Source organism: Peterkaempfera podocarpi (assembly GCF_042466665.1).
GTDB classification, from domain to species: Bacteria; Actinomycetota; Actinomycetes; order Streptomycetales; family Streptomycetaceae; genus Peterkaempfera; species Peterkaempfera podocarpi.
In genome coordinates this window covers 8386166-8404519 of record NZ_CP162102.1, presented here as the reverse complement: position 1 = coordinate 8404519, position 18354 = coordinate 8386166, and the positions used below count along the sequence as shown (strand labels likewise).

Annotated in this window: 11 protein-coding genes and 1 pseudogene; 10 read left to right on the top strand and 2 right to left on the bottom strand. The window is 69.1% G+C overall.

What is annotated here, in order from left to right; genetic code table 11:
• Positions 1–435: 435 nt before the first annotated feature.
• Together AB0761_RS36600 and AB0761_RS36595 are read left to right on the top strand one after the other, a co-directional pair.
• On the top strand, positions 436–2862 hold the full coding sequence (locus tag AB0761_RS36600) for a TIGR03767 family metallophosphoesterase (protein WP_377273590.1): 2427 nt from the start codon (positions 436–438) through the stop codon (positions 2860–2862).
• A 113-nt stretch (positions 2863–2975) separates the two neighbouring features.
• Positions 2976–3299: a hypothetical protein gene (locus AB0761_RS36595; RefSeq protein WP_377273589.1), complete on the top strand. Its 324-nt coding sequence runs from the start codon at positions 2976–2978 to the stop codon at positions 3297–3299.
• Between the two features lie 237 nt (positions 3300–3536).
• On the opposite strand, the gene AB0761_RS36590 is transcribed toward AB0761_RS36595, so the two are convergent.
• Entirely contained in the window at positions 3537–4418 is an 882-nt protein-coding gene (locus tag AB0761_RS36590) for a LysR family transcriptional regulator (protein ID WP_377273588.1), read from the bottom strand.
• A 93-nt stretch (positions 4419–4511) separates the two neighbouring features.
• Between AB0761_RS36590 and AB0761_RS36585 the strand changes: the two genes are divergently transcribed.
• On the top strand, positions 4512–5387 hold the full coding sequence (locus AB0761_RS36585; protein WP_377273587.1) for an NAD(P)H-binding protein: 876 nt from the start codon (positions 4512–4514) through the stop codon (positions 5385–5387).
• Positions 5388–5768: 381 nt separating this feature from the next.
• Here the strand turns inward: AB0761_RS36585 and AB0761_RS36580 are convergent, their stop codons facing one another.
• Positions 5769–7910, bottom strand: a complete 2142-nt coding sequence (locus AB0761_RS36580; protein WP_377273586.1) for an alpha-galactosidase — start codon at positions 7908–7910, stop codon at positions 5769–5771.
• A 181-nt stretch (positions 7911–8091) separates the two neighbouring features.
• Here AB0761_RS36580 and AB0761_RS36575 point away from each other — a divergent pair, with 181 nt between their 5' ends.
• From AB0761_RS36575 to AB0761_RS36545, 7 genes and pseudogenes are all read left to right on the top strand, one after another.
• Positions 8092–9267, top strand: coding sequence for an ROK family protein (locus AB0761_RS36575; protein WP_377273585.1), 1176 nt, complete (start codon positions 8092–8094; stop codon positions 9265–9267).
• An 8-nt stretch (positions 9268–9275) separates the two neighbouring features.
• Positions 9276–10588, top strand: a pseudogene (locus AB0761_RS36570) (ABC transporter substrate-binding protein).
• A gap of 20 nt (positions 10589–10608) precedes the next feature.
• Positions 10609–11538 carry a carbohydrate ABC transporter permease gene (locus AB0761_RS36565; protein ID WP_377273584.1) on the top strand — a complete coding sequence of 310 codons (930 nt, stop codon included), beginning with the start codon at positions 10609–10611 and terminating at the stop codon, positions 11536–11538.
• Entirely contained in the window at positions 11535–12458 is a 924-nt protein-coding gene (locus AB0761_RS36560; RefSeq protein ID WP_377273583.1) for a carbohydrate ABC transporter permease, read from the top strand. The genes AB0761_RS36565 and AB0761_RS36560 overlap by 4 nt, the downstream gene beginning before the upstream one ends.
• A 112-nt stretch (positions 12459–12570) precedes the next feature.
• Positions 12571–14436 carry an alpha-galactosidase D gene (locus tag AB0761_RS36555; protein WP_377273582.1) on the top strand — a complete coding sequence of 622 codons (1866 nt, stop codon included), beginning with the start codon at positions 12571–12573 and terminating at the stop codon, positions 14434–14436.
• Positions 14437–14606: 170 nt separating this feature from the next.
• Complete coding sequence (locus AB0761_RS36550) at positions 14607–17024, top strand: glycoside hydrolase N-terminal domain-containing protein (RefSeq protein ID WP_377273581.1); 2418 nt, start codon at positions 14607–14609, stop codon at positions 17022–17024.
• Entirely contained in the window at positions 17021–18343 is a 1323-nt protein-coding gene (locus tag AB0761_RS36545; RefSeq protein ID WP_377273580.1) for an SGNH/GDSL hydrolase family protein, read from the top strand. The genes AB0761_RS36550 and AB0761_RS36545 overlap by 4 nt, the downstream gene beginning before the upstream one ends.
• The last annotated feature ends 11 nt before the right edge of the window (positions 18344–18354 follow it).

Genomic DNA, 18354 nt, shown 5'->3' with positions numbered 1-18354 from the left:
GATCGGCGTGCGCCTCTCAGACTGAGCTCCATCGACACGGACAAGGCGCAGACCGGCCGGTTCTGATCGTCAACTGTCGCCTCGTCATCAGCAGATCACCATGGGGTGGTAGGGTCTGCCCGCCATCGAGGATGGGCCGGAGCGCCGCCACCACAGCAGCGTTCGTCAGCCCGGGAAGGGCACGGGGACCTTTCCTGCCTCCTCGCGTGAATGGCGCTGGCCAACTGGCATTTCACTGACGTTCCATCCTGTGACATCCGTTCAGCACCCACGGGTTGCATGGCCGGCCCAGTGGATGTTCCCTCTTGCGCCGACGTTCGCCCGTACTTCATTCTCTCGATGCCGTTCCACTCGCCGTCACACCCTTACGGCGGGTCTCCGGACCGGCATCCCACAGACCTTTCCGTGCGCTACCGCGCTGCGACAGGAGTCGACGTGAAACCCTCTCGGCGAAGTGTTCTGGCGGCCGGCACCCTGGGAGTGCTCATCACCGCCCTGGACCCCCTGGGACACCTCTGCGGGCGGGCCGCCACGGCCCACGCCGCGACCGCGGACAGCGGGCCGGTGGTCACCACGCTGGACCGCACCCTGGTCCGTACCGACCTCGGCAACGGCTACTTCGGGATCACCACGGGCCCCGGCGAGCCCCACCTCGTGCGCCGGATCTTCCCCAGTGGCACGCCACCGCAGATGACGCGCTCGCTGATCGCCTTCGCGCAGATCTCCGATATGCAGATCATGGACCAGAAGTCGCCGGCCCGGGTGGAGTACCTGGACGAGTTCGACGATGCCGGCGCCCCGCACTTCGCGAGTTGGGGCACGGATTCCGCGTACCGTCCGCACGAGATGCTGTCGGCGCAGCTCGCGGACTCGATGTGCCGGGCCGTGCAGCGTTTCGGCAAGGGCCCGGCGACCGGCCTGCCGCTGAGGCTGACGCTGGTGACGGGCGATGCGGTCGACAACGCCCAGTACAACGAGACCCGTTGGTACATCGACCTGCTCGACGGCGGCACCGTGCAGCCGGACTCCGGCATCATCGGCGGCGGCGACCAGAGCGTGTCCGGCGGAGTCCGCGGGCCCGACGCCCGGTACTGGATCTGCGAGGACCAGCCGCAGTTCCAGGGTCCCAAGTACGCCGCCTTCCCCACCGTGCCGGGCTTGCTCAGCGCGTCGCGCAAGGCGTTCACCGCCACTGGTCTGGGCATACCGTGGTACGCGGCCATCGGCAACCACGACCTGCTGGTGCAGGGCAACGCGGACCTCGGCCTCGCCGACTTCTTCTCGGAAGACCTGCTGAACCACATCGCCATCGGATCTTCCAAGATCGCCCGCGTCACCGGCCTGCCCGATCGTCTCGGCAGCACGGTGTCGGCCCTGGAGGACGTGCTGGAGTCGGTGTTCACCGGAGACTTCTCCATCGAGAGCCACACGGTGAGGGCGGACGCGAACCGGCGGCTGCTCGGCAAGAGCGAGTTCATCCAGGAGCACTTCACCACGACCGCGGCGCCGGGCCCCGTCGGCCACGGCTTCGAGAACAGTCACGGCACCGGCTACTACGCGATCCCGTCCGGGCCTGACGACCTGTTCCAGTTCATCTGCCTGGACACGGTGGACGAGACCAGCTTCGGCGCCGACGGCATCATCGACAACACTCAGTTCGCGTGGCTGGAAACTCAGCTCAGGGCCAGCAGTTCCCGCTACCGGCCCGATCTGACCAGCGGCACTTTCGTCGCCAACCCCGGGGTCCAGGACAAGCTGATCGTCCTGTTCTGCCATCACACCATCGCCACCATGACCAAGGACAGCCCGGGCAAGCAGGGCCCAGCCGTGCGCGACCTGCTGCTGCGCTACCCCAATGTGATCATGCTCGTCAACGGGCATACCCACGCCAACAACCTGTGGCCGCACGTCGTCGAGTTCGACGACACCGCCAACCGCAACGGCTTCTGGGAGATCAACACCGCCTCCCACATCGACTGGCCCATCCAGAGCCGGCTCATCGAGGTCGCCGAGGGCGACGGCATGCTCTCCATCTTCACCACGATGATCGACGCCGATGCGCCGCTGAGTTACAACGGGGACATCAGCACGCCTGCCGGCCTGGCGTCCCTGGGCCGCGAACTGGCCACCAACGACCCGCAGGAGGTCTCCCGCGGCATCGATCTGCGACGCGACGGCGAGACGGTCCCCGGTGACAACCCGGCCCAGAACCGCAACGCCCAGCTCCTCATCCCCTGCCCGTTCCCCCTGTTCTCCGTACGTCCCGTGGCGCCGGTCACCCTCAACCTCAACGTGCCGCTGGACCCCGCCCTCCAGTTCACCCTCACCGCCACCGGAGGCGTATCTCCGGTCACCTGGTCCGCGCAGGGGCTGCCTCCCGGCCTCGCCCTTGACCCCGTGACCGGGGTCGTCAGCGGAATGCCCACCCAGGCGGGCACCTACACGGTCACGGCGACAGCCACCGACGCCCTGCCCGAGACCGCAACCACCACCTTCACCCTCACCATCGCCTCGTTCGGGTCCTGGACCACGATGACCGACCACCGTGTCCTGACCATCCCCGACCTGTCCACCGTCTATCGTGACGCGCCCAACAGCGCCGCCGGCTTCGCCTCCGCCACCTCCTCGATCCACGTCGACATCACCCACACCTACGTGGGCGACCTGATCATCAACCTCATCGGCACCTCCGGCCGGGTCTACCCACTGCGCAACCGGCAGGGCGGCAGCGCCGACAACATCAACGAGTACTACGCCGTGGACCTGTCCGCCGAACGCCGGGCCGGTCTGTGGCGTCTGCAGATCACGGACGCCGCCGCCCAGGACTCCGGCAAGCTCAACCAGGTGACGTTCGCCATCTGATCGGCCTGGCGTACGCCGCTCGTCCAGCCGGGCGTTGGAAGCGGCAGTCGATCTGCGGTGGGGCGCTGATCCCCTACGGCGCCCCACCGTGTCACCCGTATCCCGCTCGGCCTATGCGGGCGAACGGGATCCTGAACGCAGCGGCACGTTTCTTCGCGGCCGAGCTCGACCGGCCACACCTGCGCTCGCAGCGTTCACCGACGAGCACCCGAACCACATCGGAGGTGCAGCGACCACCAACAACGCGACAGTTCCCCATACACATCGAACTGCTGGAATACCTGGCGCATGCGGATGCCCGGCGAGTACTGCCGGGAGCGGACACGCTTCCCGAGCCGTGGCTGCTGTCATCGAGCGTTGCCGGCGCCGAGCTCGCCGCCGAGTTCGGGTTGCCACTCGCCTTCGCCTGTCACATCCGGCCCGTATGGGACCCCTGATGAGGTGCTTCGACGGCTCGCGGCCGTGGCGCCGCAGACCGGGGCGGATGGACTGATGCTCTCGACCCCGGTGTACGACCCGGAGGACCGGATGCGTTCGCTGTCCCTGGTCGCTGCTGCCCGCTCCGGAGAACCCGCGGACATGCTTGCCTTCACTCCCGCGCCTCGGGCCTGACGCGCTGAACGGATGCGTTGCGGGCCGTCCTGCCCCCTGCCGGGGCTGCAGGACCGGCCGGGTCAGCGGTGCCCAGCGCCTGACGGCGTGCGTCGCTGTCCGTGTGTTCCGCCGACTGACGTCGCTGTGCGGACCAGGGCCGCGGTCGCCCTGGAGCGGGACTGCTGGGGCCAGGCGATCGACAGGGTGGCCGGGGGTGCGTCCGGGACCTCGCGGTACGCGATGCCCGGTCGCGGGTACCGGGTGCACACGGATTCCGGGAGCAGGGTGATGACGTCTCCGAGTTCGACGAGTTTGAGCAGTTGGGCGAGGTCCTGGATCGCGTACCGGTCGACGATCGTGTCGAGGTGGCGGGCCAGGCATCCCTGGGAGTCGTGCTCGGTGCGCGGGAGACCGAGGTCGGCGAGGGCGATGCGCTCCCGGGCGGCCAGCGGGTGGCCGACCGGGAGAGCGGCCAGGCGGCGTTCGACAGTCACCGGCTCCGTGTCGAGACCGGTGCGGTCGAACGGTTCGTAGATCAGGGCCGCGTCGGCTTCGCCCTGGCGCAGCAGGCTCGGCTGGTCGCGCCAGCCGGAGAGGCGGATGGTGACCGGCTCGGCCGCCGGTTCGGCGGTGTAGCGGGCGAGGATGGCCTCCAGCAGGCCTCCGTCGCCGTCCGCCTTCACGGCAAGCACCAGCTTGGGCTCGGCCGCGCGTTGGGCCCGGCGCCCGGCTGCCTGAAGGGCGTCCAGTGCGGTCCGTGCCTCCGCGAGCAGTACGGTGCCGGCCGGGGTCAGCGTGACGCTGTGCGTGGTCCGTTCGAAGAGGGAGACGCCGAGCTCCGCTTCGAGGTTGCGGATGGCGCGGGACAGGGGCGGAGCGGAGATGCCGAGGCGTGTCGCTGCGCGGGCGAAGTTGAGTTCTTCGGCGACGGCGACAAAGTAACGCAGCGGGCGGGACTCCACGGTCTGGCACCTCCGTTTGGTATGTCCCTGAGGGTAACAAGCTGGATCCTGGCGATCCTTCCGTCCCGCCGATCCGGATCAGATGCTTCTTCCATGATTGTCATCACCACTCCCACCGGCCGGATCGGCCGCCAGGTCCTCGACGCCCTGCTCGCCGGCGAGCAGCCGATCCGTGTGATTGCCCGTGACCCTTCCCGGCTTCCTGCCCGGGCACACGATCGGGTCGAGGTCGTCCCCGGCTCGCACGGCGACCCCGATGTCGTCATGGAGGCGTTCGCGGGCGCGGACAGCGTGTTCTGGCTGGTGCCGCCGGACCACCGGACGGACAGCGTCGAAGGGCACTACCTGAACTGGACCCGGCCCGCATGCGAGGCGATCACCCGTCACGGTGTCAAGCGCGTCGTCGCCGTATCGACCCTGGGCACCGGAATCGAGAAGAACGCCGGGCACCTGACGGCGTCCGTGGCCAAGGACGAGCTGATCAGGGCCACGGGGGTGAGCTTCCGGGCGCTGCGGGCGGCGGCCTTCATGGAGAACCTGCTCATGCAGGTCGAGGCGATCAGGGACCAGGGGACGTTCTTCCTGCCGTTCGTGGCGGACCGGGTGCTCGCGACGATCGCCACCCGCGACATCGCCGCGACGGCCGCGCGGCTGCTGCTCGACGACTCCTGGAGCGGGCAGGACGGCATCCCGCTGGTCAGCCCCGACCGTATTACCCCCGAGGAGATGGCTCAGATCATGTCCGAGGTGCTGGAGCGGCCGGTCCGCTGCCAGCCGGTTGCCCTCGACGCGTACAAGGAGACGGCTCTGAGTCGCGGGGCCAGCGAGGCCTGGGCACAGGGCCTGGTCGACATGGCCGCGGCCCAGATCGGCGGGGCGTACGACGCCGAGCACCAGTCCGCGCAGCCCTCTCCCACCGGTTTCCGCCAGTGGTGCGAGGAGGTGCTCAAGCCGGCTGTTCCGGCCTGAGCCCGGATCCTCATCGGTCAGCACCCGGCACCGGATGCTGTCGACCACCTGTCGATGACCCCGTCGCCCCTCACAACGCCCGTTCCTCATCGGCAAGGACGACGGCAACCGTCCCCATCCCGTACCGGTGAGCTCACCCCCGGCCCACGGTCAGTCCGACGAACCGACGGACGGACAGTCACAAGATCGGGCGGAGAATCTGCACCAGCACAACACCCCGCGCAGGGCGGCCTCTGGGGCCCGCCCTGCGCGGCGTGAACTGCGCCGCGTCCCGCCGAAAGAGAATTCGGCGGGACGCGGCGGCTGTCGTCGGGCACACTCACCTCGGGTCGGATGCCGACAGGGACAGTTCCTCCAACCGGCCGTGGCACCGCTCGACGCTCAGGCGCCGGCCCCCTCGTCGTCCACCCTGACCAGGTGCAGGGAGGTACTCGACCAGTCACCGCACGGCAGGTCGGGCGTGATTCCGTACCCTGTCAGCACCGACGCGTGGTGCACGGCACCGGTCCGGACGTCGCGGTAGCGCGCGGCGGGGTCCAGCCCGGCCAGCCTGAGGGCGGGGCGCGGCGTGCCGTGGCGCGGCGCCCGCTGCCACACCAGCACGTATGCCTCCCTGCGGTCGGCCGTTGTGTACTGCACCGCGGACGGTGCGTCATCGACGGGACAGCGGAGCCGCTGTTGGATGCCGTGCTGCACGATGTGTCGGATCTCCTTGTACTCCGCGACCAATTCCGCGCCCTGGGCGATCTCCTTCGGTGTCCAGCAGGCGAGATCGCCCCCCACCGCCAGCACCCCTGCCATCGCGACATGGAAGCGGTAGCGCAGCGGCACCGAGCGGCCGGTGAGCTGGTTGGGAACGTCCGTCACCCAGGCCGCCATCGTCCGTGCCGGGTAGATCTGGCTGAAGCCGTACTGGATGGAGACCCGGTCCGCGGCATCGGTGTTGTCGGACGGCCACGCCTGGTCCGTACGGGAGAGGATGCCCAGGTCGATTCGGCCTCCGCCGCCGCTGCACGTCTCGATCCGCAGCCCCGGGTGGTCCGCGCGCAGCCGGTCGATGACGTCGTAGAGGTTGTGCACATACCGCGTCCACAGCAGGTCCTGGCCGTCCGTGCGGCCGGGCCAGCCGGCCTCGCTGAGGGCGCGGTTCATGTCCCACTTGAGGAAGTCGATGCCGTTGTCCGCGACCAGTCGGGTGAGCCATCCGTACGCCCACGCGGCGACGTCGTCACGTGCGAAGTTGAGCACCAGTTGGTTGCGCAGCTCGGTGCGGGTGCGGTGGGGGTAGTGAAGGACCCAGTCGGGGTGCGCGCGGTAGAGGTCGCTGTCCGGGTTGACCATTTCGGGCTCCACCCACAGGCCGAACCGCATTCCGAGCCGGTGGACCTCCTCGACCAGCGGGCCCAGCCCTGCGGGGAACCGGTCGGGGGCCGGTGACCAGTCGCCGAGCCCGGCCTTGTCGTCGCGGCGGGCGCCGAACCAGCCGTCGTCGACGACATAGAGCTCGATCCCGAGCTCCGCCGCCCGGGCGGCGAGCGCCTTCTGTCCGGCCTCGTCGACATCGAAGCCGGTGGCCTCCCAGGAGTTGAAGAGCACGGGGCGCAACTCGTCTGGGTGCGGGAGCACATGGGCCATCACATACGCATGCCATGCGCGGCTCGCCGCGCCGAAGCCGCCGTCGGTGTACACGGCCGCGCAGCACGGGGTCACATACTCCTCGCCCGGAGCGAGCGGCAGTGACGCACCGTCCTGGCCGGCACCGCCGGTGAAGGCCGTACGTCCGTCGGGTGTGCGCTGCACGATGATGTGCCAGCTGCCGCTCCAGGCCAGGGCCGCGCTCCACACCTCGCCCCGGTCCTCCGTGGCGTCGCCGGCGTCCAGCATCACCCAGGGGCTCGTATGGTGGCTGGTGATGCCGCGGCGGCTGGTGAGCACCGTCTCGCTGTGCGGCAGCGGCTCCCGGTGCAGCAGGCTCTCCGACGACCACTGGCCCGTGACATGACTGATCCGGTAGTCGTCGCGCGGCGGCAGCGTCCAGGCGGCCGAGTCCGCACGCAGCAGGGAGAGCGGTTGCTGTCCGGTGTTGCGCAGCACCGTCCAGCGCTCGATGACGTCGGTGTCGTCATGGACCCGGTAGTGCAGGGTGACCGCCAGCGGGTAGTGGCGGTCGCGGAACTCCAGGGCCAGTTCGGCCGCTCCGGGCGTCTGTTCGTCGATGCGGTGGCCCATGGGCTCCCACTCGAAGGCACGGGTGCCGTCGGCGAACCGCACGCGGAGGGATGGCGCCCCGTACCGGGCCCCTCCGTCGACGGGCAGTTCCTCGCCGGCCGGCGGGCGGCCCTCGAAGCTGCTGACCTCCACGGCCGGGGGAGGTATGAGGTCCGCGGCCGCCGCGAGGCTCAGCCGTGGTCCCCATGCGAGGTGGCAGGGCGCTCCCGTGTCGTCGATCCGCAGCGCGTAGGACGTGCGCGCGGTGGAGAGCAGCCAGACCCCGGATGCGGGGGCGAAGGAGATCGCAGCCATGGATCCTCACGTTCGGTTAGCACCACAGAGGGGCAGTGAGCAGCCAACCCGTCCTTCAATCAGCTGTCAACACCCTCTCCGTGTCTACCTTTTGCAGGTTGTGAACCCCTGAGCAGGAGGCTTCCAAAGGGATCCGATTCTTTCATTGACAGCGGAAAAGAATCACCCTAGGTTTCCGGCCATGCGCTCGACCTCTCCTCATGAGGCGGTCCCGGCGACAACGCCGGCCGCTTCCCTGGTCTTCACCACCGTCCTCTCCCACGGCCCGCTCACCCGGATCGAGATCGCTCGCCGGACCGGGCTGTCCTCTGCCGCGGTCACCAAGGCGGTGCGGCCGCTGATGGAGGTCGGCTACCTGGTCGAGGGCGTGGACGAAGGGGCGCGGCCCGCTGTCGGACGTCCGGCCAACCCGGTACGGGTGGACGCCGGCAGGGCACTGTTCATCGGGATCAAGGTGACCGGGGACGAGATCATCGCCGTGCTGGCCGACCTGTGCTGCCGGATCCGGGTCGCCCGGCACGTACGGCTCACGGGCCGCGAGCCGGGGGCGGTGCTCCCCTCCGTCACCGCGCTGGTGCACGAACTTCTCACGGAGGCCGACGGATTCGGCGTGCAGGTGCGGGGCCTGGGCATCGCCGTCTCGGGTGACGTCGACCGGGCAGCCGGCGTGGTCCGCTACTCGCCCTTCCTGGAGTGGCGGGACGTGCCGCTCGCCGAGATCGTCGAGACCGCGACCGGGCTGCCGGTCACCGTCGACAACGACGTGCGGGCGCTCACGGTCGCCGAGCAGTGGTTCGGGGCCGGAGTCGGACTGTCCGACTTCGCCCTGGTCACCGTGGGCGCCGGCATCGGCTGCGGTCTGGTGGTGCACGGCCGGGTGGTCTCAGGTGCGCACGGCGTGGCCGGCGAGATCGGACATCTGTCCATCGATCCGCTCGGCCCGCCCTGCCACTGCGGCAACAACGGCTGCGTCGAGGCCATCGCGGCCGACCCCGCGATCCTGCGCGCCGTGCGCAGCGCCACGGGCAGGCCCGTGACCACCGCGGCCGAGGCACTGGAACTGGCCCGCAGCGGAGACCCCGGGGTCCGGGAGGTCTACGCACGGGCGGGCGAGGCCATCGGCAGGGCCATCGGTTCGGTGGTCAACCTGCTCGGTTCGGAACGAGTGATCATCTCCGGCGAGGGCCTGGCCGCCTACGACCTTTTCGCCGAGGGCATCCGCGACGCGTTCGCCGCGTCCGCCTTCGGCACAGCCGCTCAGTGCGACGTGATGACACGTCCGCTGCCCTTCGAGGAGTGGGCACGCGGGGCCGCAGCCACCGCGATCCAGTCCTTCATCGGATCAGACACGCACTAGGAGTCGCAATGACGCTGCAGAGTCGCAGCTTTCACACTCCCGCGGGGCTCAACCGCAGAACCGTGCTCCAGGGGCTGTTCGGCGTCGGGGCAGCCGCCCTGGCCGTGCCCGCCCTCACCGCCTGCGGCGGCGGGGCCGGGTCCGACCCCAAGACGGTGACCTTCGGGTCGAACGGCGCGGACGCCACACCGAAGAAGGCCTACGGCGCGGTGACGGACGCCTTCCAGAAGGACAGCAAGCTCACGGTCAGGACGAACACCGTCGACCATGACACCTTCCAGAAGAGCATCTCCACCTATCTGCAGGGCACCCCGGACGACGTCTTCACCTGGTTCGCCGGCTACCGCATGCAGTACTTCGCCAAGAAGGGCCTCGCCAGCCCCGTGGACGACGTCTGGGACGCGATAGGCGCCGGCTTCAGCGACGCGACCAGGCAACTGTCCAGGGGGGAGGACGGGAAGTACTACTTCGTCCCGCTCTACAACTACCCGTGGGCCGTCTTCTACCGCAAGAGCGTCTTCCAGCAGCACGGCTACCAGATCCCCACGAACTGGAGCCAGTTCACCGCACTCGCCAAGCAGATGCAGAAGGACGGCCTCTCCCCGATCGCCTCCGGCTACGGCGGCGGCGACAGCTGGAGCATCCTCGGCGCATTCGACTACCTCAACCTCCGCGCCAACGGCTACGACTTCCACATGTCCCTGATGCGAGGCCAGGCCGCCTGGACCGACAAGCGCGTCGTCCGGCCATCGACCTGTGGCGGGAGCTCGCCCCCTACTACCAGACGGGCGGCGGCGGCCGCTCCTGGCAGGACGCTGCACAGTCCCTGCTCGACAAGAAGTCCGGCATGGCGATCATCGGCCTCTTCCTCGGCCAGCAGGTCACCGACGAGTCCCTCCGCTCCGACATCGACTTCTTCCCCTTCCCGGAGATCGACCCGACGTACGGTCAGGACACCGTCGAGGCGCCCACCGACGGCTTCATGCTCAGCCGCAGGCCGAAGAACCACGACGGCGCCACCAAGCTCCTGGAGTTCCTCGGCAGCGCGAAGGCCGAAGGCCTGTACATGGGCGTGGACCCCAGCAACATCGCCGTCAACTCCGGCGCCGACACCAGCTCGTACAACGCGCTGCAGAAGAAGTCCGCGGAACTCATCGCCGGCGCCAAGCACATCACCCAGTTCGGAGACCGCGACAGCGACCCGGGGTTCATCTCCACCGTGGTCGAGCCCGGCTTCACCGAGTGGCTGAACCACCCCGACGACGGCTCGGCCCTGCTGAGGAAGATCGAGTCGCAGCGCTCGCGCTTCTTCACGGCCTGATCCCACCGGAGAGGTTCACCATGTCCTCCGTGCGACCCTCGCGCTGGTCGTCGTCTCGCGCACACCCTCGTCCTCGCCGGCTCGGTCCTGGTGACCGCCTCTTCCTGACAGTTGTCGTCGGAATCCCGCTGCTCGCCCTGCTGGTCTTCGTGTGGCTCCCGGCGCTGGCCTCCATCGGCCTGTCCTTCACCGGCTGGGACGGCCTCACCTTGTCCGACATCCGCTGGGTCGGGCTGGACAACTACCACCAGATCCTCACCAACTACCCGCCGTTCTGGCCGGCTGTCCGGCACAACGTGGTCTGGCTGCTGTTCACGGCGCTGCTGCCCACCCCGTTCGGTGTCTTCCTGGCCTACCAGCTGGACCGCAGGATCCGTTTCAGCCGGGTCTACCAGACCGCGATCTTCACGCCGATGGTGCTCTCCCTGGCGGTCGTCGGATTCATCTGGGAGATCATCTACAACCCCGACACCGGGCTTCTGGACGGCGCGCTCGGCCATCACATCGACTGGCTCGGCGACCCCCACCTCAACCTGTGGGCCGTACTGGTCGCCTCCGGCTGGCGGCACACCGGCTACATCATGATCCTCTACCTGGCGGGGCTCAAGGGCGTCGACCCCGCTCTGAAGGAGGCGGCCGCGCTCGACGGCGCCAACGGACGCCAGACGTTCATGAGGGTGGTGCTGCCGGCCCTGAAGCCGGTCAACATCATCGTCCTGGTCGTCACCGTCATGGAGTCCCTGCGCGCCTTCGACATCGTCTATGTGCTGGGCGGCGGCACCGGCAGCAAGCCCGGCATGGAACTCCTGTCCCTGCTCATCACCGACAACATCATCGGGGAGTCCAGCCACATCGGATACGGCTCCGCGCTCGCAGTCATCCTGCTCCTTGTCTCACTGGCCGCGATCGGGGCCTTCCTCGTCCAGACCTTCCGCAAGGAGGACCAGTGACCGTGACCGCCACGCCGCCGGCCCACCGGTCACGGCCACTGCTGACGCAGACCGCGGGCGCCCCCCGGCGGCCGAGACGGCAGACCGGACGGCACATCATGCTGGGCGGGATCGCGCTGCTGTGGCTCGTCCCGCTGCTGTGGGCCGTCTACACCTCCCTGCGGCCCTACTCGGACACCACCAGGCACGGGTACCTGTCCTGGCCGCACAGCATCAGTCTGCAGAACTTCTCGGCCGCCTGGAGTCAGTCCGGGATGCCGCACTTCTTCTGGAACTCGGTGCTCATCACCATTCCGGCGGTGCTCGGCACCCTGCTGTTCGCCGCGGCCGTGGCGTTCTTCGTCTCACGGTTCGACTTCCGCTGGAACGTCGTGCTGCTGATGCTCTTCACCGCGGGAAACCTGCTCCCCGCACAGGTGCTGATCACGCCGCTGTACCGGCTGTACCTGCTGATACCGCTGCCGTCGTGGATGAGCGACTCCCTGCTCGTCTACAACTCGCTCTGGGGCATCATCTTCATCCACATCGCCTACCAGTGCGGCTTCTGCACGTTCGTGCTCAGCAACTACATGAAGACGATCCCGAAGGAGATCTTCGAAGCCGCCCTGGTCGACGGTGCCCCGGCGTGGCGCCAGTTCTTCCAGATCGTGCTGCCGCTGTGCCGCCCGGCGTTCGCGGCGCTGGCGACGCTGGAGTCCATCTGGATCTACAACGACTTCTTCTGGTCCCTCGCGCTGATCGAGACCGGCGACAAGCGTCCGATCACCTCCGCACTGGCCAACCTCCAGGGCCAGTACTTCACCAACCCCAACCTCATCGCGGCCGGTGCCCTCATGACCGCGATCCCCACACTGCTGGTGTACTTCGCGCTGCAGCGCCAGTTCATCAGCGGGCTCACCATCGGCTCGGGCAAGGGCTGAGCCGACGCCCGGCCGGTCGCCGTGACACACCGGCCCCCGCGTCCCCAGCGCCCATCCCCTGCCCGGCTCCACCGCACGATCCCCGTGACCCCACCACAGGAGGTCCGACCCCATGCGGTCACCCTCGTACTCAGCCCTGCCCGGAATCCCCGCCGGATCCTCGCCCCGGACAGCACGGGCCACACTCGTGCTGGCCGTGACGGCCGCTCTGGCGACATCCATCCCGGCCGCCGCCACCCAGGCCGAAGCCGCCGACACCGCGGCCGCGACCGCCGCCGCGACCACCGCGGACACCACCTCCGGCGCAGCCGCCAAGCCCTACATGGGCTGGTCCAGCTGGAGCATGCAGTCCTCCAAGTACCCGGGCCTGAACCCCGACGGCGACTACAGCTACCTCACCGAGGCGAACGTCCTGAAGCAGACGGACGCCCTCGCCACCAAGCTCAAGAAGTACGGCTACGACTACGTCAACATCGACGCCGGCTGGTGGCGCGACAACACCTGGAAGCCCGAGTACGACCAGTACGGCCGCCAGGCGCCCGACCCGCTGCGATTCCCCGACGGCATGAAGCCGGTCGCCGACCACATCCACGCCAAGGGCCTCAAGGCCGGCATCTACCTGCCCGTGGGCCTGGAGAAGGAGGCCTACGGCGACGGCAAGGTACCGGTCTGGAACGCCCCCGGCTGCACCACCGCCGACATCGTCTACCCGGACCTGCGCACCACCAACGGCTGGGACAGCTCCTACAAACTGGACTTCGACAACCCCTGCGCGCAGAAGTACGTCGACTCACAGGCGCAGATGTTCGCCGACTGGGGCTACGACTTCCTCAAGCTGGACGGTGTCGGCCCCGGCTCGTTCAAGTCAGGTGACAACTACAACAACGTGGCCGACGTCGCCGCCTGGCACCAGGCCATCGCCGCCACCGGACGCCCCATCCACCTGGAACTCTCCTGGTCGCTCGACATCGGCCACGCCGCCGACTGGAAGCAGTACTCCAACGGCTGGCGCATCGAAACCGACGTGGAGTGCTACTGCAACACCCTCGTCAGCTGGGAGAACTCGGTCAACGACCGATGGAACGACGCCCCCGCGTGGAGCCACAAGGCAGGCCCCGGCGGCTGGAACGACCTCGACTCCCTCGACGTCGGCAACGGGGCCATGGACGGCCTCACCAAGGCCGAGCGGCAGAGCTACATGACCCTCTGGGCCATCAACAAGTCGCCCCTGTACACCGGTGACGACCTCACCAAGCTCGACAGCTACGGCGTCTCCCTGCTGACCAACCAGGAAGTCATCGCCGTCGACCAGAACGACTCACCCGTCGCGCGGCCTGTCACCCCGGTGGGCGACCAGCAGGTCTGGGGCACCAGGAACTCCGACGGCAGCTACACCGTCGCGCTGTTCAACCTCGGCGACTCACCCGCCTCGGTCACCGCCGACTGGGCATCCTTCGGATTCACCGGCAACGCCTCCGTGCGCGACCTCTGGAACAAGCAGAACCTCGGGACGTACAAGAACAGGATCACCGAGGCGCTGCCCGCCCACGGCTCCCGGCTGTTCACCGTCAAGCCCGGCGGCACCGCCGTGGCGACCACGAGCTACGAGGCCGAGTCCGCAGCCAACACCCTCAGCGGCAACGCCTCCGTCGCCGGATGCGACGCCTGCTCCGGCGGCAGCAAGGTCGGCAACCTCTACCTCGGCGGCAAGCTCCAGTTCAACGACATCACCGTGCAGAAGGACGGGATCTACACCGTCAAGGTCGCCTACGTCAGCGGCGACCCCCGCCCGGTGACCGTGTTCTCCAACACCGGCAACGGCACCAGCCTGCCGTTCCCCTCCACCGGCGACTGGGGCACGGTCGACACCGTGAGCGTCCAGCTGGCCCTGAAGGCCGGCTCCAACACCATCACCTTCGACAGCGGCAGCGGATACGCACCCGACATCGACCGGATCGACGTACCGCAGACGCCCTGACGGACCCCGCGGGGCCCGGTGACACCACCCGGGCTCCGCGCCCGGGGACCCGCCCCCGGCGTCCCCGGCGTCCCCGGCCCCCCACGCCCGTCGAGTTCCCCCACGCAACGCCCGGCGGTCCTCATCCGCCGGTCCCGCATGAGCCGTCCCCCGGACAGGGAGTGCACAACGTGGACATCCAGGACACCGAACCGCGCGGCAACCGCCCAGGCCGCAGAGGCTTCCTCACGCTCGCCGCCGCCGTCGGCGCAGCCACCGCCCTCGGCGGTCTCCCCGCCTTCACCGCCTCGGCGGCGCCCCTGCGCCCCACCGAGTCGCCCCTGCTCACCGCGGCCGACGCCGCGAAGAACCTGCTGTGGTGGCAGGCCCCCGGCTCCCCCGGCTCAATGATCGAGCAGGGGCTCCCGGTCGGCAACGGCCGCCTCGGGGCGCTCGTGAGCAACGACCCCTCCAGCGAATTTCTGACGATCACCGATGCCACCCTGTGGACCGGAGGTCCCAACGACACACTGCAGAGCGACGGCCAGTTCCCCTACGGCCGCGACGACTTCGGCTCCCTGACCCTGCTGGCCGAGCTCACCGTCGACATCCCCGACCACGACCTGGGCTCCGTCAACAACTACCACCGCTCCCTCGACCTGGCCCAGGGCCTGGTCAGCACCTCGTACGACATCTCCGGTGCCACCTACCGGCGGCAGATCTTCGCCAGCCGGCCCGACGACGCCATCGTCCTCCACTTCTCCCAGCAGGGCGGCGGCGCCTACACCGGCACCGTCTCCCTCGCCGGCACCCACGGCGAGTCCACCACCGCCTCGGGCACGGGGCGCTACGCCTCGTTCGGCGGCTCCTGCGCCAACGGTCTGAAGTACGGCGCCGCCGTCACCGCCTCGAGCAGCACCGGAAAGGTCGCTGTCCACGGCGCGTCGATCTCCTTCAGCGGCTGCAAGGACCTCACCGTCGTCGTCAGCGGCGGCACCGACTACGCACCCGACGCGGCCACCGGCTTCCGCAACCCGTCCGTGGACCCGGAACACCTCGCCGTCACCAAGGTCCGGAACGCAGCCGCCCACTCCGCGGGCACCCTGCTGAACACCCATGTGGCCGACTTCCGCCCGCTCTTCGCACAGCTGGAGGTCGACCTCGGCACGTCCTCCGCCGCACAGCGCGAACTGGACACCTGGGAACGGGTGCAGGCACGCTACCGGGACAACGTCCCCGACCCGGAACTCGAGGCCGCCTACCTGCAGTTCGGCCGCTATCTGATGATCTCCGGATCGCGGGGCAGCCTGCCGATGGGCCTCCAGGGCCCGTGGCTGGACGGCAACGACCCGGACTGGATGGGTGACTACCACACCGACATCAACATCCAGATGAACTACTGGATGGCCGACCGGGCAGGCCTGTCCGACTGCTTCGACGCCTTCGCGGACTACTGCCTCGCGCAGCTCCCGTCCTGGACGGACGTCACCCAGCGGCTGTTCAACAGCCCGGCCAACCGGTACCGCAACTCCAGCGGCAGGATCGCCGGCTGGACCGTGGCCATCTCCACCAACCCCTATGGCGGAGGCGGCTGGTGGTGGCATCCGGCCGGCAACGCCTGGCTCTGCCAGAGCCTGTTCGAGCACTACGAGTACACCCAGGACCGCGCCTACCTCGAGAAGGTCTACCCCCTCATCAAGGGCGCCGTGGAGTTCTGGGAGGCCCGCCTCCTCACCACGACCGTCACCGACGCCTCCGGGGCCTCGCGCGAGGTGCTGATCGCCGACAGCGACTGGTCGCCCGAGCAGGGCCCGCTGGACGCCAAGGGCATCACCTACGCCCAGGAGCTGGTGTGGAACCTCTTCGGCAACTACCGCACCGCGACCCGGGTGCTCGGCAGGGACGCCGGCTACAGCGGGACCATCGACGGTCTGCGTGAGCGTCTGTACCTCCCCGTGGTCAGCCCCACGACCGGCTGGCTGGAGGAGTGGATGTCGCCCGACAACCTCGGCGAGACCACTCACCGCCACCTCTCCCCGCTGTTCGGCCTCTTCCCCGGCGACCGGATCCGTCCCGACGACTCCACCCCCAAGGACATCCTCGCCGGTGCGACGGCACTCCTCACCGCGCGCGGCATGGACAGCTTCGGCTGGGCCAACGCCTGGCGGAGCCTGTGCTGGGCACGGCTGAAGGACGCGGAGAAGGCCTACCAGCTGGTCGTCCACAACCTGAAGCCGTCGGTGGACGGCAGCAACGGCAGTGCGATGAACCTCTTCGACATCTACCAGGTCGAGCAGGGCCGCGGCATCTTCCAGATCGACGCGAACTTCGGCACCCCCTCAGCGGTCATCGAGATGCTGGTCTACTCACGTCCGGGCCACATCGAGCTGCTGCCCGCGCTGCCCGCCGCCTGGGCGGCCTCCGGCTCGGTCTCCGGGGTGGGCGTCCGCGGCGGCTTCGTCGCCGCCCTCAGCTGGAAGAACGGCAAAGTCACCCAGGCGACGCTGACAAGCGTGGGCGGCCGCACCACGACCGTCGTCGCCGGCGCAACCTCGCAGCAGATCAGCCTCAAGCCCGGTGAGTCCGTCACGCTGAGGAACCTCGGATGAGCGCCCACCCGGTACACCTCGGTGGACGGCGCGTACAGCCCAGGTCCCGGCGACGCACACTGGGCGCCCTCTCCGCCCTGATCACGGCGGTCTGCCTGCCCCTGACCGCCCCAGGGGCGGCGCAGGCGCGGCCGCAATCCACGCCTCCGACGGCAGCGCAGCCACAGCAGCAGACCGGGGCGGGCACAGCGGCGGACCCGGCAGGTCGGGGACGACACTCCGTGATCACCTGGGGCGCCAGCGCCGACCGGCAGGGCTCCGGTCCCGCCGACCGCAGCTACCGGCTGATCGTCCGCACCAGCGTCGGCGGCACCGACATGCGCATCCGCCTTTCCAACGCCTTCGGCGACCACCCGGTCACCTTCGCGAGCGCCTACGCCGGGCTGCAGCAGCAGGGTGCGGAGCTGGTCCACGGCACCAACCGCCGGCTGACGTTCGGCGGTGGGCCGTCGGTCACCGTCCCGGCCGGTGGGACCGTGCTCAGCGATCCACTGCCCGGGACACTCGCCGCCCAGAGCAATCTCGTCATCAGCCTGTATGTGACGGGCGCCCAGGGACCGACGACCGGGCACGGCATGGCCATGCAGACCTCCTACGCCACGGCAGGCGACCACGCCGCCGAGGAGGCCGCGATCAACTGGACCGATCCGATGGGCTCCTGGTACTGGCTGGACGCGGTCAGCGTGGACACCGCCACGGCGGTCGACTCGGTGGTGACCCTCGGCGACTCCATCACCGACGGATGGGCCTCGACCACGGACCAGAACCGCCGCTGGCCCGACTACCTCTCCCGGCGGCTCCAGGCCGCGTCCGGCCTCACCGTGAAGGGTGTGGCGAACGAGGGGATCTCGGGCAACAAGGTCCTCGCCGACGGCAACGGACAGGCCGCCCTGAACAGACTCCAGCGCGATGTGCTCTCCCAGCCCGGGGTCGGCACGGTGTTCCTGCTCGAAGGCATCAACGACATCAAGGCCCACACCGGCGTCAGTGTGAACGACCTGGTCGCCGGCTACCGGCAGATCATCGACCGGGCACACGCGGCGGGCACGTGCGTCGTCGGCGCGACGGTCATGCCGTACAAGGGCTGGTCCGAGTACGACGCCGCCGGTGAGGCCGTACGCCAGGGCGTCAACGACTGGATCAGGAACAGTGGTGCGTTCGACGCGGTGACGGACTTCGACGCGATCATGCGCAATCCGTACGACCATCAGGAGATGATGCCGTTCTTCGACAGCGGCGACCACGTCCATCCCAACGACAAGGGCATGCAGGCGATGGCCGACGCTGTCGACCTGTCCGCTCTGCAGTGCCACCGCTGAGTCGGACCACT